At 65.9% G+C, this 25251-nt stretch carries 20 protein-coding genes and 1 pseudogene; 18 read left to right on the top strand and 3 right to left on the bottom strand.

The genetic code is table 11. The features are described 5' to 3' along the window. Positions 1 to 57: 57 nt before the first annotated feature. From XINFAN_RS19795 to XINFAN_RS19835, 9 genes are all read left to right on the top strand, one after another. Positions 58 to 1236: a M24 family metallopeptidase gene (locus XINFAN_RS19795; RefSeq protein WP_124088588.1), complete on the top strand. Its 1179-nt coding sequence runs from the start codon at positions 58 to 60 to the stop codon at positions 1234 to 1236. Positions 1237 to 1272: 36 nt separating this feature from the next. Continuing rightward, entirely contained in the window at positions 1273 to 2574 is a 1302-nt protein-coding gene (locus tag XINFAN_RS19800) for an NAD(P)/FAD-dependent oxidoreductase (protein ID WP_124088589.1), read from the top strand. Between the two features lie 144 nt (positions 2575 to 2718). Beyond that, complete coding sequence (locus XINFAN_RS19805) at positions 2719 to 3714, top strand: dipeptidase (protein WP_124088590.1); 996 nt, start codon at positions 2719 to 2721, stop codon at positions 3712 to 3714. A gap of 87 nt (positions 3715 to 3801) precedes the next feature. Further along, positions 3802 to 4893 carry an ABC transporter substrate-binding protein gene (locus XINFAN_RS19810; RefSeq protein WP_160144677.1) on the top strand — a complete coding sequence of 364 codons (1092 nt, stop codon included), beginning with the start codon at positions 3802 to 3804 and terminating at the stop codon, positions 4891 to 4893. Between the two features lie 106 nt (positions 4894 to 4999). Further along, positions 5000 to 5842 (top strand): ABC transporter permease, encoded by an 843-nt coding sequence (locus tag XINFAN_RS19815; protein WP_124088592.1) that lies wholly within the window; start codon positions 5000 to 5002, stop codon positions 5840 to 5842. After that, complete coding sequence (locus XINFAN_RS19820) at positions 5839 to 6639, top strand: ABC transporter permease (protein ID WP_124088593.1); 801 nt, start codon at positions 5839 to 5841, stop codon at positions 6637 to 6639. Before XINFAN_RS19815 ends, XINFAN_RS19820 begins: the two co-directional genes overlap by 4 nt. Before the next feature lie 71 nt (positions 6640 to 6710). Continuing rightward, a complete protein-coding gene (locus XINFAN_RS19825) occupies positions 6711 to 7805 on the top strand; it encodes an ABC transporter ATP-binding protein (protein WP_124088594.1) in 1095 nt (364 codons plus the stop codon). Next, the gene (locus XINFAN_RS19830; protein WP_124088595.1) at positions 7802 to 9472 is read left to right on the top strand and encodes a hypothetical protein; all 1671 of its coding nucleotides are present in this window, start codon (positions 7802 to 7804) and stop codon (positions 9470 to 9472) included. Before XINFAN_RS19825 ends, XINFAN_RS19830 begins: the two co-directional genes overlap by 4 nt. Then, positions 9459 to 10109: a DUF3726 domain-containing protein gene (locus XINFAN_RS19835; RefSeq protein WP_160144678.1), complete on the top strand. Its 651-nt coding sequence runs from the start codon at positions 9459 to 9461 to the stop codon at positions 10107 to 10109. Before XINFAN_RS19830 ends, XINFAN_RS19835 begins: the two co-directional genes overlap by 14 nt. 47 nt (positions 10110 to 10156) lie before the next feature. Here the strand turns inward: XINFAN_RS19835 and XINFAN_RS19840 are convergent, their stop codons facing one another. Beyond that, complete coding sequence (locus tag XINFAN_RS19840; protein WP_160144679.1) at positions 10157 to 11071, bottom strand: LysR family transcriptional regulator; 915 nt, start codon at positions 11069 to 11071, stop codon at positions 10157 to 10159. A gap of 167 nt (positions 11072 to 11238) precedes the next feature. Between XINFAN_RS19840 and XINFAN_RS19845 the strand changes: the two genes are divergently transcribed. After that, positions 11239 to 12828, top strand: a complete 1590-nt coding sequence (locus XINFAN_RS19845) for a gamma-glutamyltransferase family protein (protein ID WP_233352412.1) — start codon at positions 11239 to 11241, stop codon at positions 12826 to 12828. 157 nt (positions 12829 to 12985) lie between these two features. Continuing rightward, positions 12986 to 14407 (top strand): aldehyde dehydrogenase family protein, encoded by a 1422-nt coding sequence (locus XINFAN_RS19850; protein WP_124088598.1) that lies wholly within the window; start codon positions 12986 to 12988, stop codon positions 14405 to 14407. Between the two features lie 210 nt (positions 14408 to 14617). Here XINFAN_RS19850 and XINFAN_RS19855 read toward each other — a convergent pair whose 3' ends face one another. Beyond that, positions 14618 to 15571 (bottom strand): CobW family GTP-binding protein, encoded by a 954-nt coding sequence (locus tag XINFAN_RS19855; RefSeq protein WP_160144680.1) that lies wholly within the window; start codon positions 15569 to 15571, stop codon positions 14618 to 14620. Positions 15572 to 15773: 202 nt separating this feature from the next. Between XINFAN_RS19855 and torT the strand changes: the two genes are divergently transcribed. The 6 genes from torT to XINFAN_RS19885 all read left to right on the top strand — a co-directional run bounded on the left by torT (position 15774) and on the right by XINFAN_RS19885 (position 23406). Then, a complete protein-coding gene (torT, locus tag XINFAN_RS19860; protein ID WP_124088600.1) occupies positions 15774 to 16829 on the top strand; it encodes a TMAO reductase system periplasmic protein TorT in 1056 nt (351 codons plus the stop codon). A gap of 4 nt (positions 16830 to 16833) precedes the next feature. Further along, positions 16834 to 18366, top strand: coding sequence for a sugar ABC transporter ATP-binding protein (locus tag XINFAN_RS19865; RefSeq protein ID WP_124088601.1), 1533 nt, complete (start codon positions 16834 to 16836; stop codon positions 18364 to 18366). A gap of 10 nt (positions 18367 to 18376) precedes the next feature. Next, positions 18377 to 19357, top strand: coding sequence for an ABC transporter permease (locus tag XINFAN_RS19870; RefSeq protein ID WP_124088602.1), 981 nt, complete (start codon positions 18377 to 18379; stop codon positions 19355 to 19357). Between the two features lie 54 nt (positions 19358 to 19411). Continuing rightward, positions 19412 to 20545, top strand: a complete 1134-nt coding sequence (locus XINFAN_RS19875; protein ID WP_124088603.1) for an FAD-dependent oxidoreductase — start codon at positions 19412 to 19414, stop codon at positions 20543 to 20545. 133 nt (positions 20546 to 20678) lie between these two features. Next, complete coding sequence (locus tag XINFAN_RS19880; protein WP_160144681.1) at positions 20679 to 21665, top strand: Lrp/AsnC family transcriptional regulator; 987 nt, start codon at positions 20679 to 20681, stop codon at positions 21663 to 21665. Between the two features lie 70 nt (positions 21666 to 21735). Beyond that, entirely contained in the window at positions 21736 to 23406 is a 1671-nt protein-coding gene (locus XINFAN_RS19885) for an amidohydrolase (RefSeq protein ID WP_124088605.1), read from the top strand. 31 nt (positions 23407 to 23437) lie between these two features. Here XINFAN_RS19885 and XINFAN_RS22340 read toward each other — a convergent pair. Next, a pseudogene (locus tag XINFAN_RS22340) lies at positions 23438 to 23623 on the bottom strand (transposase); the annotation flags it as partial. A gap of 721 nt (positions 23624 to 24344) precedes the next feature. Here XINFAN_RS22340 and XINFAN_RS19900 point away from each other — a divergent pair. Beyond that, a complete protein-coding gene (locus XINFAN_RS19900; protein ID WP_124088607.1) occupies positions 24345 to 25124 on the top strand; it encodes a glycosyltransferase family 25 protein in 780 nt (259 codons plus the stop codon). Positions 25125 to 25251: the final 127 nt, after the last annotated feature.

The following is a 25251-nucleotide window of genomic DNA, read 5'->3' on the forward strand; positions in this document are numbered from 1 at the left end:
ATAGTCCGACCAAAAACGCCGGGTCGCAGACGCGATCATACCCTTGCAGGAGTGGAGATGTCAGCTTTGCCCAAAATCCCCGCCGCCGAATTTGCTGCCCGCCGCGCGGCTGCCCGAAACCTCTGCAAGGCCGCCGGGCTTGACGCGCTGCTGGTCTGCGCGCGCGGCGGCGGCACCGTCGACCGTTATGCCGATGTGATGTATCTGGCGAATTATTACACCTCGTTCCCCTATACGCCCGACCATCCCGGCGAATGGTCGGGGCGCGCGCATACGTTCATCGTCCTGCCGGTAGAGGGGCGGCCGCGGCTGATCATCGACCTGCCCGATGACGGCTCGGCGCAGTTCGACGATGGTGAGGTGATCTATACCGATTTCGTCATCGAGGCGGTGATCCAGGCCCTGAAGGACAGCGGGCTGGAAAACGCGCGGATCGGTCTTTGCGGCGAGGATGTGCTGCCGGTGCGCTACTGGCGCCAGATCACCGGCGCCATGCCTGCGATGACATGCGAGCCCGCGGATCACATCCTGACCGGATTGCGCTCGGTCAAGTCGCCGGCCGAGGTCGACATGCTGCGCCATGCGTCGAAAATCGGTTCGCGGATGCTGGATGCGATGCTGGTCGCGGCGGTGCCGGGGGCGACCCATGGCGAGATCCTCAGCGCGGGGATGCAGCTTTTGCTGCCCGAGCGCGGCATTCTCTACAATTCGTTCATGGCCTCGGGGCGCGGCGGTGACGAGCCGACCAATTCGCGCAGCAATTTTCCGACCTGGGCCTCTCCCGAACCGCTGCGCGAGGGCGACTGGTTCCGCGCCGGAATCTCGGGGATGCTGGGGGGCTATGTGTTCGACCTCTCGCGCTCCTGCCCGGTGGGGGCGCCGACCAACCGGCAGATCGACATGTTCGAGGCGGCGATCTCCTGCGTCGAGGCCGCGGTGGAGGCGACCCGGCCCGGTGCCCTCGCGGGCGATCTCGCCGATGCGGGCCTTGGCAAACAGCGCGCGCTTGGCTTCGGGCTCGACAGTGTTTTCTCGGGGATGGGCCATGGGATCGGGCTGGGCTGGGATGCGCCCTGGCTGACGCCGGGAGAGCCGACCGAACTGGTGCCGGGCATGGTGCTGTGCCTTGAGCGCACGGTCAGCCAGGACGGCTATCTGGGCGATTTCGAGGAAACGGTGCTGGTGACGCCCGACGGGTTCGAGCGGCTGACCGATGCCCGCACCCGCTATTGGTAGGCATGGCCGCAGGCTGTGGTCGCAAAGGACAGGAATATGATGACTGGTGCCCGGCCCTATGACGAAAGCCTCTGGCGTAAAGAGGCGCGGACGCCCGCATTCGCCGCGCCGCCCTTTGCCGCCGGGCAGGCGGATGTGGCGATTGTCGGCGGCGGCTTCACCGGGCTGAGCGCCGCGCTGCATCTGGCGGAACTCGGGCGTGAGGTGGTGCTGCTGGAGGCGGCGGATATCGGCTTCGGGGCCTCGGGGCGCAATGGCGGCCAGGTCAATCCGGGGCTGAAATACGATCTGCCCGCGCTTGAGGCGAAGTTCGGCACCGAGGCCGGCTCTGCCTTCTGGCGCATGGGGCAGGAGGCGCCGGATTTCCTGGCGGCGATGATCCGCCGGCTGAACCTCGACTGCGATCTTGAGGAAAACGGCCTGTTGCGGCTGGCCCACAATAAAGCCGCGATGGCGGCGATGTGGAAAGCCGCCGATGCGCTGGAAGCGGGCGGCCTTCCGGTGCGTCGCCTGGCTGACCGCAGGGCCGTCGAGGCGGAAACCGGAACCGCCCGCTACGAGGCGGGGTTCGTCGACCCGCGCGGGCGTTCGGTGCGCCCCCAGGACCTGGCCTCGGAACTTGCGCGCGCCGCCGCCCGCGCCGGGGTCCGCATCCATTGCCAGAGCCCGGTGATACGCCTGAACCAGAACGGCAAAGGCTGGGAGGTTGCGACCGCGCAAGGGGTGATCCGCGCGCGCGAGGTCATCGTCGCCACGAATGGCTATACGGATGGCCTTGTCCCGGGCCTCGCCCCGAGCCTTTTGCCGGTGAACAGTTTCCAGATCGCCACCGCCCGCCTCGACGAGGATCTGTCGCGCCGGATCCTGCCCGGGCGGCAGACCGTATACGACAGCCGGCGCCTGATCCTCTATTTCCGCAAAACCAGCGACAACCGCGTTATGATCGGGGGCCGCGCCTCCTTCTCCTCCAGCCGCAAGGCGGGAGGGCGCAGCCCGGATTACTCAAGGATAGAGCGGGTGCTGCACGGCATTTTCCCGCAACTTGCGGGGCTGCCCGTCGAAATGCGATGGGCCGGGCTGGTCTGCATCACCCGCGATTTCCTGCCGCATTATCATGTGCCCGCGCCCGGCCTGCATGTCGTGACCGGCTATAACGGGCGCGGCGTCGCACTCGCGAACCGGGCGGGCGCATGGATCGCGCGCCATTTGTGCCAGGCCCCCGATACGGTGGCGATGCCGGTGGTTCCGATCACGCCGGTTCCCTTCCACCGCTGGCGCGAGCCTTTGCTCAATATTGCGATGAAGGGCCAGTATCTTCTGGATCTGGCGGGGCGCTAGTGTTCAGGAAAATTGAAATTACCTTCAGAACATTGAGATTGTTTTACAATGTCGCCGGACGCTTAATTCTTCTGTGCGGGAGCGAACCCGGCGTCACAACGTCGCTGGCTCACCCCCCGGAGCAAGCAAAAAACGGAGAGACGAATGTTTTTCGCCGATGGTCTGAACTGCAGCAATTTCGACCGCGCTGTCTTTCAGGAACTGGTCGATGGCGGGCTGGGCTGTGTCACGGTCTGTCTTGGCTTCTGGGAGGATGCGGTCGCCTCGATGGATGCGCTTGGCCGGTTCCGCGACCTTGTGCGCGCTAACAAGGATCTGGTCGCCATCGCCCGGACCGGCGCGGAAATCGAGGCCATCGCGGGCTCGGGGCGCTGCGCGCTGGTGATCGGCTACCAGAACACGGCGGTGCTGAACGGCAATATCCGCTTTCCCGAACTCTTCGCGGATATGGGGCTGCGGGTTCTGCAACTGACCTATAACAACCAGAACGAATTCGGCGGCAGCTGCTATGAGCCGCAGGACAGCGGCATCAGCCGTTTCGGCCGCGAGATGATCCCCGAGCTGAACCGCTGCGGCATCCTGATCGACCTTTCGCATGTTGGCGAACGGACCTCGCTGGATGTGGTGGAGCTGTCGGAGCATCCGGTCGCGATCACCCATGCCAACCCGGCGACGCTGGTGCCGCATCTGCGCAACAAGAGCGATACGCTGATCAGGGCGCTGGCGGCCAGGCGCGGGGTGATCGGCCTTGCGACCTATGCCAATATCTGCGGCGAATACGGGGCCTCGCCGTCGAAATGGGCCGATATGGTGGCCTGGACCGTGGATCTTGCCGGGATTGGACATGTCGCCATCGGCACCGATCACGGGCGCAACGTGGGCATGCCGGATCTGACCTGGATGCGCCAGGGCAACTGGTCGCGCATCATCAATTACGGCGCCGGCAATGCGGCGCGTCCGGGCAAGGTGGCCGAGCCGGGCTGGATCGACACGATGAAAAGCTTCGGTGCCATTGCCACCGCCCTGGCGGCGCGCGGCTTCTCGCAAGACGAGACCGCCCTTCTGATGGGTGGCAACTGGCTGCGCCTTTACACCGAGGTGTTTGGCGAAACCGACGCGCAGAAACAACTCGCGGCGTGACCCTGATCACCCTGCGGGCCAGGGCCATGATCCGCAGCGGGCAACGAAAATGGCCCCCATAAAAACGACCAACAGTGGAGAATGAACATGAACGGGATTCCGAAAGACAAGACGCCAGGCGGTCTTCTCACCCGCCGCGGCCTGCTGTCTGGTGCGGCGGCGGCGGGCGGGGTGGCGCTTGCCGCCCCTTACTACATCCGCCCTGCCGGTGCACAATCCGCGGGCCGGGTGATTTACGCCACCTGGGGCGGCTCGTGGGAGGAGGCGATCCGCAAGGCCTGGTTCGAGCCCTTTACCGCTGCAACCGGGATCGAGGTGGTCACGGCGCAGGACAATACCTATGGCAAGTTCCAGTCGATGGTCGAAAGCGGCACCACCGAATGGGATGTGGTCGAGGTCAACCCGGATTTCACCTTCATCGGCGCGAAGCGCGGACTGCTGGAGCCGCTGGATTTCACGGTGATCAACCGCGAGCCGATCATGGAGGGCGAAGGCTTCGTCACCGAATATTCGGTGCCGCAGGTGCTGTGGTCCTATGTGCTGGGCTATAATACCGATCTTCTGAAAACCGCGCCTTCGGGGGCGGTCGACATGTTCAACCTGACCGATTTCGCGGGCAAGCGGTCGATCTACAGCAATCCGAACTCCTCTGCTCTGGAAACGGCATTGCTGGCCGATGGCGTCGCGCCGGGCGATCTCTATCCGATGGATATCGACCGCGCGCTGGCGAAACTCGACGAGATCCGCAGCGATCTGATTTTCTACGAAACCAATGCCCAGGCCCAGCAATATGTCAGCGACGGCACCGCCGCCATGCTGATAATGCCCGATGGCCGCGCGATGTCGGCAATCGAAAGCGGCGCTCCGGTTGCGATCCAGTACAATCAGAGCTTCATGACCTGGTCCTCGATGGTGGCGCCGAAGGGCTGCCCGAACCGCGAGAATGCGATGAAGCTTCTGGCCTGGACCATGACCCCCGAAGCCCAGGCGGCGATCGCCAATGCCTATACCTATGGGCCCGTCGTGCCCGCCGCTTTCGATATGATCGACGAGGCGCGCGCGAATATCCTCTCGGGCGGGCCGCAGCAGCAGGGCAAGTTCATCATGCTCAATGCCGAATGGTGGGCCGAGAACTACGAGGATGCGACCGAGCGCCTGACCGAATGGCGCCTGATGTAAGACCCTGTGACCCGAGGCCAGAGCCTTGTTCACATCCTGGCGGCGGGTCCGGTCCCGCCGCCTGCCCCCGTTCCGGCTGCGCCCGCGCGCCCGTAAGGAGCAGTTCATGGCCTCAGGCTTCCTGCGACGTCATTCCGCCAGCCTGATGCTGGCCCCCGCAATGCTGCTGCTTGCGGTGTTTTTCCTCTGGCCGGTGCTTGACCTGGTGCGCGGCAGCTTTGCCCATCCCGATGGCAGCCTTGGCCAGTATGAGCGCGTGTTCAGCCGCCCGGCCTATGTGCTGGTCTTGCAGCGCACCTTCCTGATCAGCGGGCTGACCGTGCTGATCTGCGCGGTGATCGCCTATCCGGTGGCCTACCGGCTGGCGACGGCCAGCACCACGGGAAAACTGGTGATCCTTGCGGTGATCCTGATCCCGTTCTGGACCAATCTCCTGGTGCTTTGCTACGGCTGGCTGATCATCCTCAGCCCGACCGGCACCCTGAACAAGGCCCTGACCGGGATCGGCCTGATCGACAATCCGCTGCCGCTGAGCGGCAATATGGCCGGTGTCCTGATCGGGATGGTGCAGACGATGCTGCCCTATATGGTGCTGCCGGTCGCCGCCAACATGGCCCGGATCGACCCGCGCATCCCTCAGGCCGCCCGCAGCCTCGGCGCGCCGCCATTGCAGGTTTTCCTGCGCACCTGGCTGCCGCTGACCATGTCCGGCGTCATCGCCGGGGGGCTTCTGGTCTTCATCATGAGCATCGGCTTTTTCATCATCCCCGCGATCCTCGGGGGAACCAAGGACATCTTCATCGCCCAGCTGATCGAGATGAACATCAACAAGGTCCTGAACTGGGGCTTCGCCGCGGCGCTGTCCACCGTGGTGCTGGTCACGACGCTGGTGCTTTACGGCGTGGGCGTGCGCTGGTTCGGGGTCGACGCACTCTGGGGGCGGCAGTGAAACAGGCACGCGGACTGAATTTCGCCATCACGCTGAGCGTCATCTTCGCCGCCGTCATGATGATCCTGCCCAATGCGGTCATCATCCCGGCCTCGTTCAACGGCGAGAATTACATCACATTCCCGCCAACCTCGCTCAGCACCCGCTGGTATGAGACCTTTCTGACCGATCCGGTCTGGCGCGGCGCCACCTGGAACAGCCTTGTGGTCGCCGTGCTGACCGCGATGGTCGCAACGGTGCTGGGCACGCTGGCGGCGCTTGGGCTGATGCGGCTTTCGGTGCGCGCGCGCAGCCTGCTGGTCAGCCTGTTCCTGCTGCCGACCATCGTGCCGACCATCATCAGCGCGGTGGCGCTTTACGGTCTGCTCGCGCAGATGGGCGGCCGCGGCGGGCTTCTCGGCATCATCATCGGCCATACGATCATCACGCTTCCCTTCGTGGTGGTGAATGTGGTGGCGGCGCTTCAGCAGATGGATGTGCGGATGGAACATGCCGCGCGCAGCCTCGGGGCTTCGCCGCTTCGCGCCTTCTGGCATGTGACGCTGCCGGTGATCTGGCCCGGCATCGCCGCCGGCGCGGTCTTTGCCTTCCTGTGTTCCTTCTCCGAGATCGTCATGTCGCTGTTTCTCAGCGGAGCCGGCTCGATGACCCTGCCGGTCCAGATGTGGAGCGGTATCCGTTTCGAGATCAACCCAACGGTCGCTGCCGCTTCGTCGGTTTTCGTGGTCCTCTCCTGTGCCATCGTGGCGCTGATGGGCTTTTTGCGGCGCAAGCAGGGGAAGGCGATGAAATCATGAGCGCGCTTCTGCGGCAGAATGATCGGGCCCTTGTGGGGGCCTCCCCGATTTTTGAGGAAAGAGAGGCAGGCATGAACGGCCCCGGGGTCAGCACGAAACCGAAAATGGGCGCCGGAATCACGGTGCGCAATCTCTCACGGCACTACGGCACGACAAAGGCGGTGGATGACGTTTCCTTCAGTGTAGAGGCGGGCGAGTTCCTGACCCTGCTCGGCTCGTCGGGATCGGGGAAATCGACCACGCTGATGATGATCGCGGGCCTTGTGGAGCCAAGCGCCGGGCAGATCCTGATCGACGGCAAGGATGTCTCGCAGCTGGTGCCCGAAAAGCGCAATCTCGGCGTGGTGTTCCAGTCATATGCGCTGTTCCCGCATATGAATGTCTTCGACAATGTGGCCTTTCCTCTGAAAATGCGGGGGATTTCGCGCGCCGAGATCGAGCGCCGCGTGAAGGCCACGCTTGAGATGGTCGAACTGGACAGCCGCCGTGGCTACCGGGTCGGCCAGCTTTCCGGCGGCCAGCAGCAGCGGATCGCACTGGCGCGCGCGCTGGTGTTCGAGCCGCCGGTTCTTTTGATGGATGAACCGATGGGCGCGCTTGACCGGCGGCTGCGCGAACAGCTTCAGCGCGAGGTCAAAGAGATCCAGCAAAGCCTTGGCATCACGGTGATCTATGTCACCCACGACCAGGAAGAGGCCATGCTGATGTCGGACCGTGTCGGCATCATGGCCGAGGGCCGCATGCAGCAGATCGGTGCGCCGCGTGAGATTTATGAGGCCCCGCGCACGCCCTTTGTCGCGGCTTTTCTCGGGGAATCGAATTTCCTCCGGGTGCGCCAGACCGCCACGGGGTGGGAGGTTTGCCCCGATGGCGCCGCGAACAGCGCGGGCAGCCTGGAGGCGATGGTCCGCCCCGAGGATCTGCATCTTCTGTCCCCGGGCCAGACGGCCGCGCTCTCGCTTGAGGGGGTTGTGCGGTATGTGGAGTTCCCGGGCGGGGCGATGCGGCTTCTGACCGACACACCGGCGGGCCCGGTCGAGGTGAGGCTGCACCGCCACGAGGCCGGCACCCTGCGCGAGGGCGAGCGGGTCACCCTGGGCTGGTCCGACCGCGATATGGTTCTCTTCGGCGCCGAAGGCAGGGCTCGCCAGGAGACGGCGCCATGAACCGCCGTGCAGATCCCGCAGGCCAGCCGGTGGCGGTTGCCCTGCGCCCCCCTGCCGAGGTCATGCACCTGTCGCGCCTTGCCTCGACGCATCTGTCGCGTCTGAGTTTCTCGCGCAGCCTGATCCGCACCGCGCGCGCCGGCGGCTGGAAGATCGACCGCATCGCCTTTGACCTTGATGGCGAGGGCTATGGCCATGCGATCTACCGCGTCGATATGGCGGGGCATGTCGTCAGCCTTGTCGCTTTCTCGCATTATCTGCCCGCGGATCAGCGCATCGACCGGGTGATCGCCACCGCCTGGGATACCAGCTATGTGCTTTATGACGGCGTGCCCGACGCAGACGAAATCGCGCGGCTGAATGCTGCGGTCCCCCGCCAGGAGGCGGGCCGCTACACCGCGCGCGAGCTGATCCTCGCGCGGGCCAACCGCAGCGTGCGGGTCTTCTCGGAAACCGTGGATGCGCTGGCGGCGGGACGGCAGCCCGACCAGACCATGATCCGCGAGATCGGTTATTTCCTGCGCACCAGCGCGGTTTACGGCAACGGCAAATTCGGCATCGCCGACCGCGCGCAGGTCGCCGCCATTCCCGGGCTTGAGACCGCTTTCGCGGCCGAGATGCTTGCTGTCTGGCTGATCCGCGCCTTCTCGGCCGATCTGGTGGAACATTGCGCCAAAGCGCGCGCGCCGGAAACCGCGGTGGCGCTTGACGCCGGGCTTCGGCGCGACATCGGCATCGGCAATTCAACCGGGCTTGGCATGGCGCCCTTCCTGATCCGCCATCCGGTGTTGCTGGATGCCTGGATCCGGGCGCGCGAAACCGCACTGGCGCTGATCAGGGCGCAGCCCGCCCTCTCGGATACCGCGCGCGCCGCACTGCTGAAATATGCGGCACTGTCGCAGCAGAAGGCAGGTTTCTGGGTGACATCGGACCCTGCGCAGCAGGCGGCGATCCTGGGCCTGCGCGCCGATCTCGACCGGCTGATGGTGATGATTGCCAGCGCCCCCTCGCCCGAGGCCCTGTTTCAGAGCGCCAGCCGCGAGCTTGGCACCGAAGCCGCCGAACTGACGATCTCGCTTCTGATCGACGCCCATCCGGCGCTTTCCGACGATCTGCCGCCGACGATGGCCGTGCCCGAAGAGGATGCCATGGCGCTGCCCGGCGCGATGACCGTCGCGGGCGCCCTCGACCTGATCAGCGCGCGCTTCGCCTGGGCGCTGGCCCTCGATTTCTCGGACCCGCGTGAACATGCGCGCTTTTGGTATGTGTCCGAGGAAAAGCTGGAGCCGCGCATCGGCTGGCGGGGCGATGACGAGGGCGAGGCGCTGGCGCAGCCGCTCGGGGTCGGCTGGGAGATCCGCCAGCTTGCCGACCGTCTGGCCAGACTGCCTGCCGACCAGCCGCTCTGGCAGGTGGCCCGCGATCACCCGGATCTGCGCCACAGCCTGCGCCGGGTCGCCATCGCGGCAAGCCATCCTTACGGTGAATTGCAGGACAATCTGCTGGGGGCGACGCTCAGGCCCTCTGATCTGATGCGCTGCAAACTGGCCTTCCTTGGCTGCGAATTCTTCGATCCCGCGTCGGACCTCAGCGTGAAGGTGCGGTTTTTCCATGGCGCGCCTTTCCCCGACGATTTCTCCCAGGAGGCTGGCGATGGACAGTGGTGACATGCTCGACCTCTCGCTCAACGAGGTCGAAAACCTTGCGATGAAGGCCGCGCGCGGCGCCGGGCTGAGCTGGGGTCAGGCCGAGGATCTGGGGCGCGCCGCGCGCTGGCTGGCCGGGGAAGGCTGTGACTGGGCGTCGGATCTGCTGGCGCTGCTGGAAAGCCCCGATCTGCATGATCCGGACCGATGCGCGGCCACCGCCGGGCTGGGCCTTGCCGACCGCCTGCCCGCCCTTTCGCCGGGTGAGGTGATCCGGACCGGGCCGCTGTCGATGCCACGCTGGCTTTTGCCGACGCTGGCCCATGCCGCGATCGCCCATGGGGCAACGCTTTCGGGCGAAGTGGGAGACCTGGCCTTCAGTTGCGACGCGGGCGGGCTGCGGCTTTCGGCGCCGCTCGCCAGCCTGCCGCACGGCGTTTGCGAGGCCCGTCTCTGCCGGACGGCAAGGGCCGAACCGCTGGCGCATGGCCTGCTGCGCCAGCCGCGCAGTGCGACGCGGGCGTCGGTTCTCGCGCGGCTTGAGCACTATATTCACCGCACCTATGTTCCCAACAGTGAGAAATCCCGCCTGCGGGGCGCAGGAGCGCCCGGAGGAATTGCCGGTCAGGCTGCGGGTCTGCCCGCCGGTCAGAGCTGAGCGCCGGACCCGGACTGCGCGGACAGATGCTCCCCCCTCGTTTTCCGTCAGAAGCTGGCGCCTGGCTCGATATATTCGTATTCGAGCCTCTCCGCCCGCTCACGCACCACCTCGCGCATGAAGGCTGCGAAGTTGCGGGTGGCGCGCTGTTGCGGCCGGTTGCGGCGGCTCAGCATGCCGACCACCCGGAATGCGGTCGGATCGTCCACCGGAATGAACGACAATCCACTGGTGCCATGACGGCACAGCCGCGGCAGGACGCTGATCCCGACATTCTCGCGCACCATGCCGATCAGATTGGTGACGCTGGCGGCGACAATCGGAGAAGGCGTTGCGATCCCGAGAAAGGCAGGGGTGCGGATCGTGCCGTAGCTGTCGTTATGGATGAAACGCCAGGGGGCCAGGTCCTCCCATTTCAGCGGGCGGGGCAGGCTTTCCAGCGGATGGCCCTCGCAGCAGACCACGTCGAGGCGGTCGCGAAACAACGGCTGGAAATTCACCTCTTCGGGCGGGTTGAGCCAGGTGGCAAAGGCCAGATCCACCACGCCTTCAAGAATGGCCTGGTGCGAGCGGACCGAATCCATCTGGCGCAACTGGACGGTGAACCCCTGGAATGTGTCGCACATCCTGCGGATGGCCTCGGGCAAAAGCGCGACCGAAACCGAGGTCACCGCGCCGATCCGGCTATGGCCGACAAGACGCTTTGCGAAAGCATGCATCGCGGCCGAGGCACCATCGAAATGGATGAGCACCTCGCGGGCCTGTTCCAGCACCAGCTCTCCCAGCTCGGTCAGCACATTCTTGCGGTCGCCGATGAAAAGCGGTGCGCCCAGCTCCTCCTCAAGCTGTTTGAGCGACATGGAAACCGCCGAGGGCGTGCGGTTCAGCCGCTCGGCCGCGGGCCGGATACCGCCGCATTCCGCCGCCGTCACAAAAACCCTGAGCGCGTGCAGGCTGAGCATCCGTCTCTCCATTCGCGGGATCAGAGCGCCGCCGCCAGCGGGGCGGCAACCGGCGCAAGGCACCGCAGCACCATCGTCAGCCGGGCGTCGGCTGTAAAGCCCCGCAAGGGGTGGCATCGTGCGAACGGGTCCGCTGCACCCGCGCGCCGCAGAGGAAGGATCCCGCGATGACAGCAGATTTTCCGGATGGAACGCGCCGGGTGACGCATGCCGGTGAGGCGATGATCGCCACCTCGCATCCGCTTGCCAGCGCCTCCGGGCTGCGGGTTCTCAGCGAGGGCGGCAGTGCGGCGGATGCGGCGATTGCGGCCTGCGCGGTGCAATGCGTGGCCGATCCGCTGATGACCGGGATCGGCGGCGATTGCTTTGCGCTTTACGCGCCCGCGGGCGGGCCGGTGCGGGCGCTGAACGGCTCTGGCCGCGCGCCCGCCGCTGCCGATCCCGAGGCGCTGATCGCCGCGGGCCTGACCGAAATCCCGCGCCGCAGCCCGCATGCGGTGACCATTCCCGGCGCCCTTTCGGCCTGGGCGCTTTTGCACCGCGATCATGGCAGGCTGCCGTTCGACCGCCTCTTGCGCGATGCGATTGGCTATGCCGCGGATGGCTATCCGGTGGCGCCGCGTGTGGCATGGGACTGGGCCCGCAATGCGGCCTTCATCGGCGAGGATCCCTGCGCTGCATCGGTCTATCTGCCCGGCGGGGCGCCCCCGGGGGCGGGTAGCCGCCACAGCCAGCCTGCGCTGGCGCATACGCTGCGACGGGTCGCGCAGGAAGGGGTGGCGGGCTTTTACGAGGGGGAAGCCGCCGCCTCGATGGTGCGCTTTCTGCAAGGGATCGGCGGGGTCCAGACCGAGGCGGATTTCGCCGCCGCCCGCGATGCCGCCTTTTGGGACAGCCCGATATCCACCCTCTATCGCGGTTATGAGGTGCTGGAATGCCCGCCGAACGGACAGGGGCTGGCGGCCCTGATGATCCTGCGCATTCTCGACGGGTTCGACCTTTCGCCCGATCTGCCGCCCGCGGCCCGGATCCATCTGCATGCCGAGGCAACCAAACTCGCCTATCATCACCGCGATGCGCTGCTGGCCGATCCGGCCGCCTCTGCGGGGCTTGCAGACAAGCTGCTCTCCGATCCGGTGATCGCGGCCTTGCGCGCCCGCATTGATCCGTCCCGCGCAGGCCGTCCCGCGCTCTGGTCCGAACCCGAGCACCGCGACACGATCTGCCTTGCCGTTGTCGACCGCGACGGCAATGCGATCTCCTTCATCAACTCGATCTTCAACCCGTTCGGCTCGGGCCTGCTGGATCCCGGCAGCGGGGTGTTGTTCCACAATCGCGGCTGTTCGTTCCGCCTGGCCGGGGGGCATCCGAATCGCCTCGCCCCCGGCAAGCGCCCGATGCATACGATCATCCCCGGCATGCTGCGCGACAGGGGCGAGGTGATCATGCCCTTCGGGGTGATGGGCGGGCATTACCAGGCAGCGGGCCATGCGGCCTTTCTCTCGGGCATGATCGACTGCGGGCTCGATCCGCAGGAGGCGATCAACCAGCCCCGCAGCTTTGCTTTTGGCGGCGTGCTGGAGGTCGAGGCCGCGATCCCGGCGGGGGTGCGGGCGGACCTCGGCGCGATGGGGCACCGGACCCGGCTTGCGCCCGCCCCGATCGGCGGCGCGCAGGCGATCCTGATCGACCGCCGGCAGGGTGTTTTGCTGGGCGGATCCGACGGCCGCAAGGATGGGCTGGCGCTTGGCTGGTAACGCAGGTGTTCAGCTTTGCTTAATAACGCTTCACATCTTCTGGTTTGACTGAACAGAGCTGTCTTTGCCACCCTGGGAAGGACAGCGTGCCCGCTCTGACAGCCATGCCCCGCGGGGCGCGATCCTGACGGCGGGAAATGACAACAGGATAAAGACGATGATACTCGACAAATTCTACATCGACGGGGCATGGGTCCCGGCCCGCGCGTCGGAGACCGCCCCGATCCTGAACCCCGCGACCGAGGCTGTGATCGGCACCCTCGCCATGGGAGGGGTGGAAGATGTCGATCTGGCCGTCGCGGCGGCGCGGCGCGCTTTTACCGGCTTCTCGCGCAGTTCACGCGAAGAACGCATCGCGATGCTGCGCCGGATCGAGACCGCCTATGCCGCGCGCCAGGATGAGATGGGCGATCTGATCTCGCAGGAAATGGGCGCGCCCCTGGCCTTTGCCCGTGCCTCTCAGGCGGGTTCGGGCCTGTCGCATCTGAGCAATATGATCCGCCATCTCGAAAGCTACGCCTTTGAGACCCCGCGCGGCACCACCATGGTGCGGCGCGAGGCCATCGGCGTGGTCGGGCTGATCACGCCCTGGAACTGGCCGATGAACCAGATCGCCTGCAAGGTGTTTCCGGCGCTTGCGGCGGGCTGCACCATGGTTCTCAAACCCAGCGAGCTTTCCCCGCTGAGCGCGCAGCTTTTCGCGGAAATCCTGGGCGAGGCGGGGCTGCCGAAAGGCGTGTTCAACATGGTGCAGGGCGCGGGGCCGGTGGTCGGTCATGCGCTTGCGGCGCATCCGGGTATCGAGATGATCTCGCTGACCGGCTCGACCCGCGCCGGGATCGCGGTCTCTGAGACGGCCGCGCGCAATGTGAAGCGGGTCGCGCTGGAACTTGGCGGCAAGGCCCCCAACATCCTCTTGCCCGATGCCGATTTCGAGACCGCCGTTGCGCGCGGCACCGAGGCCTGCATGCGCAATGCGGGCCAGTCCTGCTCGGCGCCGACCCGGATGCTGGTGCCGAAGGCCGAAATGGACCGCTGCGCGGGTATCGCCGCGCGCGCGGCAAACGGGCTGAAGGTCGGCGCCCCCGAGGCCGAGGATACCAATATCGGCCCGGTGATCAGCGCGGCGCAATTCGACAAGGTCCAGCGGCTGATCCGTTCCGGCATCGACGAAGGCGCACGCCTCGTTGCGGGCGGCCCGGATCGCCCCGACGGGCTGACGGCGGGCTGGTTTGTCCGCCCCACCGTTTTCGCGGATGTGACGCCCGGGATGACGATTGAGCGCGAAGAGATCTTCGGCCCCGTCCTCTCGATGATCGGCTATGATACGGTCGAAGAGGCGATTGAGATCGCCAATGACACCGATTACGGGCTGACGGCCTATGTGCAGTCTCAGGACATCGGGGCCGCGCGCGATGTCGCCCGCCAGCTGCGCGCCGGCAGCGTGCTGATCAACTATGCGCCGGTGGATATCGATGGCCCCTTCGGCGGGTTCAAACAATCCGGCAATGGTCGCGAATATGGCCTGTTCGGGCTGGAGGAGTTCCTCGAAGTGAAAGGCATGGTCGGCTACGGCTGAGCCTTTCCGCCTCTTAATGTGATATGGGCTGCCCGTGCCTTGATATACTTGGCCGGGCGGCCTCGCCCGAAGCCCTGTCCGTACTGCTTCAGATCTGAGCCCGCCCCTTGGCCCGGGGCGGCGTCACTGTTCAAATCACTGCTCTTCGCTGTGCCTGCATAGCCGCCCGAGCCGTGCCGGCCAACGCCGCGATTGCAGGCCCGGATGTCTTTAAACGAGGCAGTCCGCAAGCCCGGCTTCCAGCGCCGGACGATCCAGGTTGCGGCCGATGAACACGATCAGGCTTTCTCGCGGCCCCTTGGGCCAGGGGCCGACCACATCGCCTTCGGCCAGACCCTGCACACCGTGGAAGGCGAATTTGCGGTCCTCGCCCTCCAGCCAGAGCACCCCCTTGATGCGCAGGAGATCCTCGCCGCTGACCGCCATCAGCCGCCGGATCAGCCTGGAGAATGCGGTGAAATCGAAGGCCCGGGCATAGCGGAAGCTCAGCGAGACGATGCCGGCGTCGTGCCGGGGCGGCGGAGCGTAGCGGATTCGCGCGGGAAGACCGCCGATCTGCCAGGCCTCCAGCCCCGTCAGATGACGGTGGGATGGCGAGTCCGCCGACGAGGTGAGGAAGTCGGCCTGGGGGTTCAGCCGGCGCAGATCGGCAAGCAGGCCGTCCGTCTCGCCGGGCGGAACAAGGTCGGTCTTGGTCAGGATCAGCCGGTCGGCCAGCGCGATCTGCCGCAGCGCGATCTCCTCGCGCGCGATCTGCCCGCGGATATGGACCGCATCGGCGAGGCAGACGATGCCGTCCAGCCGGAACGCCTCGGCCGGGCCGTCGCCGATCAGGAAGCTCTGGGCCACCGGAGCGGGATCAGCAAGGCCGCTGGTCTCGATCAGCAGCCAGTCGAATTCGGCGCGCCGCGTGGCGAGGCGGGCGCAGGTCTCGATCAGATCGCCGCGCACGTTGCAGCACAGGCAGCCGTTGGAGAGCTGGATCACATCGTCCTGCGAACTGGCGATCAGCCCCCCGTCGACCCCGAGCGCGCCGAATTCGTTCACGATCACCGCAAAGCGCCGCGCCCGGTCGGACCGGATCAACGCATTGACGAGGCTGGTTTTTCCTGAACCCAGGAAGCCGGTCAGAACCGTGACGGGACATTTCTGCTGATCGTTCATCGCGTCTTTTCCTCTGGGCCGCCGCCGGCGCGCGGGCCTTCCTCCGTTTGAAACCATACATTTCAAAAATACCTATTGACAGACATAAATCGTCCAATAGTGTATTCCATATGTCATATTAAGCACTAATAATGTGACATATGGACGGAATCAGATCACGGGGTGGCGAACCATCCCTTCCATATCGACGGGGAGTCGAAACATGAACCTGCGCTTTGCCGCGGTGCTGCTGGGCAGCGCCATGAGTTTTGCCGTGCCTGCCGCAGCCGAGGACTGGTTTCCGGTCCAGGTCACCAGGACCACCGACGGGGGCAGCGAGCCCGCGGAGTTCACCCCCGTCGCAAAGGCCGGCGAGCCCTGGGATATCTGCGCCAGCCTGCCCCATGTGAAAGACGCCTATTGGGTGGCGGTGAACTATGGTCTCGTCGAGGAGGCGCGCCGGCTGGGTGTGCGGCTGACCGTCTACGAGGCCGGCGGCTACACCAACCTGAACAAGCAGATCTCGCAGATCGAGGATTGCGTCACCGCGGGCGCCGATGCGGTGCTGATCGGCGCGATCTCGGGGGCCGGGCTGAACAATCTGATCGCCGACATTTCCTCGCAGGGGGTGAAGGTGATCGACTTCATGAACGGGGTCAGCTCGGACAAGGTGGATGGCCGTTCGCTGGTTTCCTTCGATCAGATGGGCCATTTCGCCGGGAAATATCTGGCCGACAAGCATCCCGCGGGCGGCGAGGGGGTGAAGGTCGCCTGGTTCCCGGGGCCGGCGGGGGCAAGCTGGGTCGAATCCGGTAATACCGGCTTCCGGGCGGCGATCGAAGGAAGCGGGATCGAACTGCTCGACACCCGTTACGGCGACACCGGCAAGGAGGTGCAGCTGAAGCTGGTCGAGGATGCGCTCCAGACCTATCCCGACCTGGACTATATCGTCGGCACCGCACCCACGGCCGAGGCCGCGGTCCAGGCGCTCCAGGCGCGCGGATTGCAGGACCGGGTGAAGATCATCTCCTATTACAGCACGCCCGAGGTGCTGAGCCTGCTCGGCTCGGGCGCGATCGAGGCGGCGCCGACCGACAAGCCGGTGATCCAGGCCCGGATCGCGCTGGATCTGGCGGTGGCGGCGCTTCAGGGCGACGGCGAGGCGCAGCATCTGGGGCCGGTGCCCGAGGTGATCACCGCTGAGACTGTGGCCGGCTTCGACGCCTCCTCGACCGTGGCGCCGGGCGGTTTCTCGCCGGTCTTCTCGGTGGAGCCCTGAGCCGGTGCAAGACGGATCGGAAACCGCCCCCGAGGTGCTGCGGCTGGACCGGATCACCCGGACCTTTCCGGGCGTGACGGCGCTGAAGGATTTCTCCTTCACGCTGCGCGCCGGAGAGGTGCATGTCCTCCTGGGCGAGAACGGCGCGGGGAAATCGACGCTGATCTCGGTGGTTTCGGGCGTGTTGCCGCCCAGTTCGGGCGAGATCCGGCTGGATGGCCGGCCGGTCAGCTTCGACTCGGTGGCGGCGGCCGGAAGGGCCGGGATCAGCGCGATCTATCAGGAATTCTCGCTGATCCCGGAACTGACCGTGGCGCAGAACATCTTCCTGGGCCGCGAGAGGCGCCGCCGCTTCGGCCTCGCCCATGGCGAGATGCGGCGCGAGGCGGCGCGGATCCTGGCGGATCTGGGCTTCGACGTGGACCCGGATGCGCGGATCTCGACGCTGAGCCGCGCACGCCAGCAGATGGTGGAAATCGCCAAGGGCCTGCGCGAGGACCAGCGCGTCATCATCTTCGACGAGCCGACCGCCTCGCTCACCGACAGCGAAAGCGAGCGGCTGTTCCAGCTGATCGCCCGGCTGCGCGACCGTGGCGTGGGGGTGATCTACATCACCCACCGCATGGCCGAGATCGAACGGCTGGCCGACCGGGTGACCATCATGCGCGACGGGCTGCATATCGCCACCGTGGGCCGCGAGATGCCGCAGCGCGAGATGATCGCGCTGATGGCCGGGCGCGACGTGTCGCAGCTTTATCCCGATCTGCCCGGCAGCCCGGGCGAGGAAGTGCTGCGGGTCGAGAACCTGTCCGGGCCGGGCCTGCGCGATGTCTCGCTTTCGCTGCGCGCGGGCGAGATCCTCGGCATCGCCGGGCTGGTGGGCTGCGGTAAGGGCGATATCGGCCGGGCGGTGGTCGGGCTGACCCGTCCCTCGGCGGGGCGGATCCTGTTTCGCGGCAAGGACATCGCCCGGATGCCGCTGGCGGCCCGGATGCGCGCGGGGATCTATTACCTGCCCTCGGACCGCAAGACCGAAGGGCTGGTGATGGGTCAGGGCGCGCGGTTCAACGTCTCGATCCGGGCCGGCAATGCCGAGGGCGCGGGCCATGCGGGCTTCGTCAGCGCCCGGCGCGAGCGCGGCATGGCCCGGCGGGTGACCGGGCGCGTCGATCTGCGCCCCGCCGATACCGAGCGCGCGATGCTGTTCTTTTCGGGCGGCAATCAGCAGAAGGTGCTGTTCGCCAAGGCCCTGAGCGGCGATCTGCGGCTTTTGATCCTCGACGAGCCGACGGTCGGCGTGGATGTGAATGCGCGCGCCGCGATCTACCGGCTGATCGCCGATCTGGCCGCCGAGGGGGTGGCCGTCCTGCTGATCTCGTCGGAACTGTCGGAGATCACCCATCTGAGCAACCGCGTCCAGATCATGTGCGAGGGCCGGATCTCGCCGCCGCTGAGCGGGGACGCGATCACCGATCAGAACGTGCTGAGCCATATGTTCCCCACCCGCCCCGCGGCGGGCGGATATCCCGGAAAGTGAGACAGACCTTATGGAACTCCTTCAACGGATCTTTCTGCGCATCGGGGTGCTTCCCTTCCTGATGCTGCTGGCGATCTGCATCTTCGGCTTCATCTCGGGCCAGTTCCTGAGCGAGCGCAACCTGCTGAACGTGGCCCGCCAGGCCAGCTATCTGGTCATGGCCTCGCTGGGCCAGTTCCTCGTGCTGCTGGTGGCGGGGATAGATCTTTCGGTCGGCACGATCACCGCGGCCTCGTCGGTCGCCAGCGCGATGACGATGATCGCGCTCGGCCAGGCCCTGCCCGAGGCGGTCTGGCTGGCCATTCCGGCCGGGATGCTGGCCGGGGTTCTGGTGGCCATGGCGCTTGGCGCGGTCAACGGGATCGGGGTCTCGCTGCTGAACGTGCAGCCCTTCATGATGACGCTGGGCATGACCTCGGTCGGCTTCGGGCTGGCGCTTTTCGCCACCAGCGGAATGCCGGTCATGGGCCTGCCCGAAGCCTTCGGCCAGAGCTTCGGCTACGGCACCATCCTCGGCCTGCCGCTGCCGATCTGCGTGGCGCTGGTGCTGGCCGGGCTTACCGGACTCGTCCTCGGCCATACCGGCTACGGCCGCCATCTTTATGCGATCGGCGGCAATGCGCGCGCCGCGCGGCTTTCCGGCATATCGGTGCGGCGGCTGACCTTCTCGGCCTATGTGCTGGGGGCGGCGCTCTGCGGCGTGACCGGCGTGATGCTGACCGCCCGCATGTCGAGCGGCGAGGCCAATATCGGTGCCACCCTGCCGCTGGAGACCATCGCCGCCTGCGTGATCGGCGGCGTCAGCCTGAACGGCGGCACCGGCCGGGTCTGGGGCGTGGTGCTGGGGGCGCTGTTCATCACCCTCGTCCAGAACGGGATGAACCTCGCCCGGGTGGACAGTTACCTTCAGATGGTCGTGATCGGGCTGATCCTGATCCTCGCCATCATCGCCGACAACATCCGCTCGCGGATGCTCAACGCGCGGCGCTGAACGCGCCTGCTGCCCGCGCCCTCGGCCGGGTTTCTCAAACGACGGAGTGATAAGATGCATGTCGAAATCGCAGGCGGCGGGATCGGCGGACTGACCGCCGCGGCCGCCCTGGCGCAAAGGGGGCACAGCGTCACCGTGCATGAGCGCAACCCCGAGCTGCGCGAAATCGGGGCCGGGCTTTTCGTCTGGGAAAACGCGCTGCGCACGCTGGAGGCGCTCGGCGCTTATGAGGAGGTCGCGGCCACCAGCGAATGGAACCAGAACTGGCAGATCCGCGACCACCGCAACCGCCTCCTGCAATCGGACTGGCTGATGAAGGACAGCCGCCTGATCACCGCCGAGCGCCAGACGCTGCATATGGCGCTGGCCAACCAGGCGATCCGCGCCGGGGTCGAGATCCGCACCTCGTCGGAGGTGGTCTCGGCCACGCCCGCAGGCGAGCTGGAACTGGCGGATGGCAGCCGGCGCAAGGCCGATCTGGTGCTGGGAGTCGAAGGGGTGACCTCGCGGATCCGCGACCTGCTGCCCGGGCGCAAGCAGGTGGTGCGCCTGCGCGACGGCGGCGCGCGCTATCTGATCCGCCGCCGCGAGGACGACCACGAGGTGAAGAACAGCTCCATCGAATGCTGGAGCGGCGGCCGCCGGGTGGGGGTGATTCCGGTCAGCCCCGAACATATCTACCTCTATCTCTGCTGTCCGGTCGCGGACACGCGCGGCGCCCGCACCCCCCCCGATATCGACAGCTGGGTGCGCTCTTTCCCGCAGCTGGAGACCTATCTGCGGCGGCTGGAGGACAACGGCAAATATGTCGAGTTCCGCGACATCCGCTGCGAGAACTGGCACCACGGGCGGATGGCGATCCTGGGTGATGCGGCTCATGCCATGTCGCCCAACCTCGGCCAGGCGGCCTGCATTACGGTGCAATCGGCCTATCTGCTGGCGCGCTGCGTGCATGAGGCGCCCAGCATCGACCAGGGGCTGCGCGACTGGGAAACCAAGTTCCGCCCCGTGGCCGAGGCGACGCAGCGGCTCTCGCGCTTTTACGGCAGGGTCGGCACCCGCTGGCCGGTGCTGCTCCAGGATGCGCGCTCGCTGATGGTCGCGGCCATGGGCCGCTCGGCGCGGCTTCAGCACCGCATCAACGTGGCGGTGCGCACCGATGTGACCGCCCCGGTTCCGGTTCTGTAAACGGTGGCCGCGCTGCGCGACGCCCGCAACCCGCCGCAACGGGCTGGACAGCGGTCCGGCAGCGTGATCCGTTTCACGCGGCCCGGCCGGCTGCTGCCGGGCTTCACGCCGCATTTCGGCGCAAGGGATGACGATGCTCTACATTCTTCCTCTGGACACCTGCGGGATGGACGGGATCGACGAGACGGATCTCCGGCTGATCCGCCTGCTTCAGATCAACGGCCGCACGCCCTTTTCCCAGCTTGCCCAGCAGACCGGCCTGCCCGAGCGGCAGGTCGCCCGCAAGGTGGCCCAGCTTGCCGGCGACGGGGTGATCCAGATCGCGCCGGTCTGCAATCCTTCGGTTCTGGGGCTGCGCTCGGTCGCCATGGTGGCGATCCGGCTGAACGGAGACAGCGATGCCGGCGCTTTCGCGGTGGAACTCCTGGCCCGGGACTGCATCGATTATGTTGCTGTGACGCTTGGGAACTTCGACCTTCTGGTCGAGGTTCTCGCCGGGGACGATACCAGTCTGCGCCGTCTGATCCAGGAGCATATCCGCAGCCGGCCCGAGGTCGAAGCCGTCGAGGTCCACCCCTATATCGGTCTTTCCTATCAGCAGCCGGTCTGGGACGAGACCCAGGACAAGATCGGCGCGGGGGTCGGCGTCTATCAGGTCGAGGACAAGGAACTGGACCCGATAGACCGCAGGCTGGTCGCGCTTCTGGGGGCGGATGGCCGCGCCACCTTCCAGGGGCTTGCGGCGGAACTGGGGGTTTCCGAAAGCTATGTCCGCAAGCGCTTTGCCGCGCTGACCGCCCGGCAGGACTTCGGGGTCCATGCGCTGACCAACCCGCGGAGCCTCGGCTTTCGCACCACCTGCTGGGTGTTCCTCAAGATCGCCCAGGGCGCTTCGACCGATGGGCTGATCCGGGCGCTGGCGCGGATGGAGCGGGTGGCCTATGTCGCGCTCTGCACCGGCACCGCGGATCTGCTGGTCGAGGTGGTCTGCCGCAACAAGGACGAGCTGCGCGACTGGTTCAGCGAGCGGCTCGGCCAGGTCGAGGGCGTGCATCAGATCCGCAGCCTGCTCTGCACCGACATCTACTACCGCAGCGTCAATTACGCGCCGGGCGGCTGAGCCCGTCCGCCGCCGCGCTCTGCGCTGCCGTAACGGGGCCATTCCGGCGCCCGCTCAGAAGGATTGCCTCATGACGAACCATGCCGAAACCGTGGTCCTGGGCCAGCGGGTCATCACCATGGAGCCGGGCGCGCGGCGCGACTGGCAGGGCGTCGCCATCCGCGACGGCCGCATAACCCGCCTGATCCGGCGTTCGGAACTGGCAGAGGTGGCCGGGCCGCATACCGTCGTGCATGATCTGGGCGAGCGGGTGCTGATGCCGGGCTTCGTCGATGTCCACGCCCATTCCGAGGTGATGTGCCGCACCGGCCGCACCACCATCGACTGCCGCGCGCCGGGCTGCGGATCGGTGGCCGATGTGCAGGAGATCCTGTCCCAGGGCCTGGCCGGACGCGCGCCGGGCGAATGGATCGTCGGCCAGGCCAACCTGTTCTTCGACCGCAAGCTGGCCGGGGGCCGCCTGCCCACCCGGGCCGAACTCGACCGGGTGTCGTGCGATCATCCGATCGCGCTGCGGGCGGGCGGGCATATCACGGTCCTGAACTCGAAGGCGCTGGAAGTCTCCGGGATCGACCGCAACTATGTGCCCCCGGCCTTCTCGACCACCGGCCCGCCGCAGGTGGAGCGCGATGCGGGGGGCGAGCCCACCGGCGTCGTCAAGGAAATGGACATGCTGCTGCCGCTGCCCACGGTCGCCGCCGACGATCTGAAGCCCGCGCTGGAGGCCGGGATTCGCGAGTCCTTCACCCGCTACGGCGTGACCTGCATCGGCGAGATTTCGGAAACCACCGAAGGGATGCAGGCGTTCTCGGAGCTGGCCGAGGAGGGCCGCCTGCCCGCGGCGATGCGCTTCTATATCTGGGCGCCCGGCACGATGAAGCTGGAACATGCCGCCCGCTGGCGCGAGCATTTCGCGCTCGGCGCGGATCCGGCGGATGTGCGGGTGCAGGGGATCAAGCTGTTCGCCGACGGCGGCTTTTCCGCCCGCAGCGCCGCCGTGACCTGCCCCTATCTGGGCACCGACAGTTGCGGCGAGATCGCTTTCTCGAAATATTTCTTCCGGCGCGCGGTGGAGCTGACGGCGGGCAGCGGGCTTCAGCTTTCGGTCCATGCCAATGGCGACCGCGCCCAGCAATGGCTCTGCGCGCGGCTGCTGGAACTTGGCGGCGCGACCAGCGGGCCCACGCGGATGCGGATCGAACATGCCGCCAATCTGATGCCGGACATCGAGACGATGGAATGGTGGGCGCGCGCCGGGATCATCCCCTCGCCCCAGGCGGTGTTCATTTACACATTTGGCGAATACTTCGCCGATTATCTGGGAGATTTCGGCCGCCGGGGGCTGTTTCCGTTCCGCAGCCTCATGGAGCAGGGCTGGCGGCTGAACGCCTCTTCGGATGTCTGGGTGGGATCCGAGCCCGAAGCGACCAACCCCTTCTTCTCGATCTGGTGCAGCCTGAAACGCCAGGCCTGGTCGGGCGCGATCCTCGCCGCCGAAGAGGCGATCCCGCTGGAAGAGGCGCTGCGGATGCACACGCTCGACGGCGCCGCCACCCTGGGAGAGGCGGATGTCCGCGGCTCGCTCGCGCCGGGGAAATATGCCGATATCATTGCCCCTTCGGCCGATCCTTTCGCGGTCCCGATCGACGCGCTGCGGCATCTGGAAGCTGATTTCGTTATGGCGCGCGGCAGATGCGTACTGGACCGGAACGGGACCGTGTCGGCAGCCGGAGCCGCGTGAGAGGGCGCTCATGTGCGCAATGGTCACCTATAACCATCAGACAGAACGGGATCACGGCGTTGCTGAACAGAGGTGGCCGGCCATTTTGACCAGCGTTCCGCGCGCGCCGGGCCATATCCTTGTCCGGCCAGATCAGCAGAAACCCTCGACGCCGCAGAGCGTCCTTGCAGGGCTTCCAGTTCGTCGTGCGGTAGCGGGCAGGATCGGGTCGGGTCAGGACAGACCATTAACCCCATGGATTTCCAATGTGAATCCGGTGCGCCGAGGGCTGCTGGAAATACGCCCTTCCTTTAACTGAACTGCTGCCGGTTTCATGGACCCGCTGAGCTGATCACCATCCCCGCCAGCGGCTTCTGAAAATTGCCGCGCATACAGGCCTGACAGAAGACCGCACCCGATCACCTGCCCCAGGGAGAGGAGGTCTTGCGCAATGGGCGGCCTCCACAGAAGCTGCCAGGTAACCAGGCACAAGTCCTCTGGTGTGGGCAAGAGAGACATCTTGCAGTTGTCCTAACCTGCGATCACAAGTCAAACTGGGCCATATGGGTGGGGAACGTTCCCTTGGTTTTCCCCGCTGGACAGAGAGCCTTTGCCTGGGGCCTGAGCCCGTTCTGTGAGTTCATTTTGACGGAAACGATGTGACAACTCGACCTCTGCCATACGTTCTGCCGCAGCAATATTTCGTCCGACATTGCTGAAGGTCAGGCGAAAGTATTCGAACATCTCGCAATCGAGCAGATTCAGTGCCTTGATGACGGCGCAGGCCATTCAGATTGGCTGAACATGGTTTTCAGCGAGCCGGGGGACCTCACCGTGGTTTGCGATAGTGATGCTTTTCCCATAGCGCGAGCAGCCTGTATCCGGTTTCTGGAACCCATATTCTCTGGCGCGGTGGTTGGGTTGGATCAGGTTGCCAATCTGACGGAAAGGAAAGGGTGATGGCGGATCAGGCCGACAGGCGTGCGCGGGAGGCCGGAGCCTGGCCGATTTTCGTCGTCAGCCTTGCAGACGCATACGCGCGTCGTGAAAATATACGTGCGCAACTACAGGAATTTGGGCTGACTGCGGAGATCACCGACGCGGTCGATGGCCGCCAGGGTCTTTCTGCCGAGTCGGAAGCTCTGATCGACCGCGAAGGGGCTGCAGCGCGTGTCGGGCGCAGGGTGTCAGGCGCGGAGTTCGCCTGTGCGCTGTCCCATCAGAAGCTCTATCAGACGATCATTGATCGCGGCCTGGCCGGCGCCATAATTCTGGAGGATGATGCGATCCTGACCAAAGGGTTTGCAGAATTCGTCGCAGGCTCGGGCTTTCTGTCTGCCGATCTGGTGCAACTGGATCATCTGGACGCGCGCATATGGCCAAAAGAGCGTAAGATATTCGCGCCCGGATTGACGTTTTTTCGCTTGGCAGAAAATGCCGGCCTCACCACAGGATACAGCATTTCGGCAAAGGCGGCCGGCTATATTCTTGAACACAGCCGGCCGCTTGCAGGCCTTGCAGACTGGCCTTGTGATGTCATGCCGTTATCACCGCTTGTGACCCTTCCGCGCATCGTGGATCACCCCGATATTGTGGTTTCAGATTCTGCGCTGGAGCGCGAGCGCGACGCCTCAAGAAAATCGGCAGCCTCCTCTGCATCTCCACGCGCCCTGCGTTTCTTTCGCACAAAATATTGGCGAAGGTGGTGGCTCAAGCGCCGCACGAAGAAGATTTCCTAGGTCATGTTGACAAATAGCGGAGCCAGGTGGCTTTTTTGAGCTATTCGGATTGATGCCGGACTTGTCCCTTTCCCAGATATTTTCAGCGCATGCGGACGGTCTCTGGCGTCCCGAGTGATGTGAAGCG

This window comes from Pseudogemmobacter humi, from assembly GCF_900609055.1.
Taxonomy (GTDB): Bacteria; Pseudomonadota; Alphaproteobacteria; order Rhodobacterales; family Rhodobacteraceae; genus Pseudogemmobacter; species Pseudogemmobacter humi.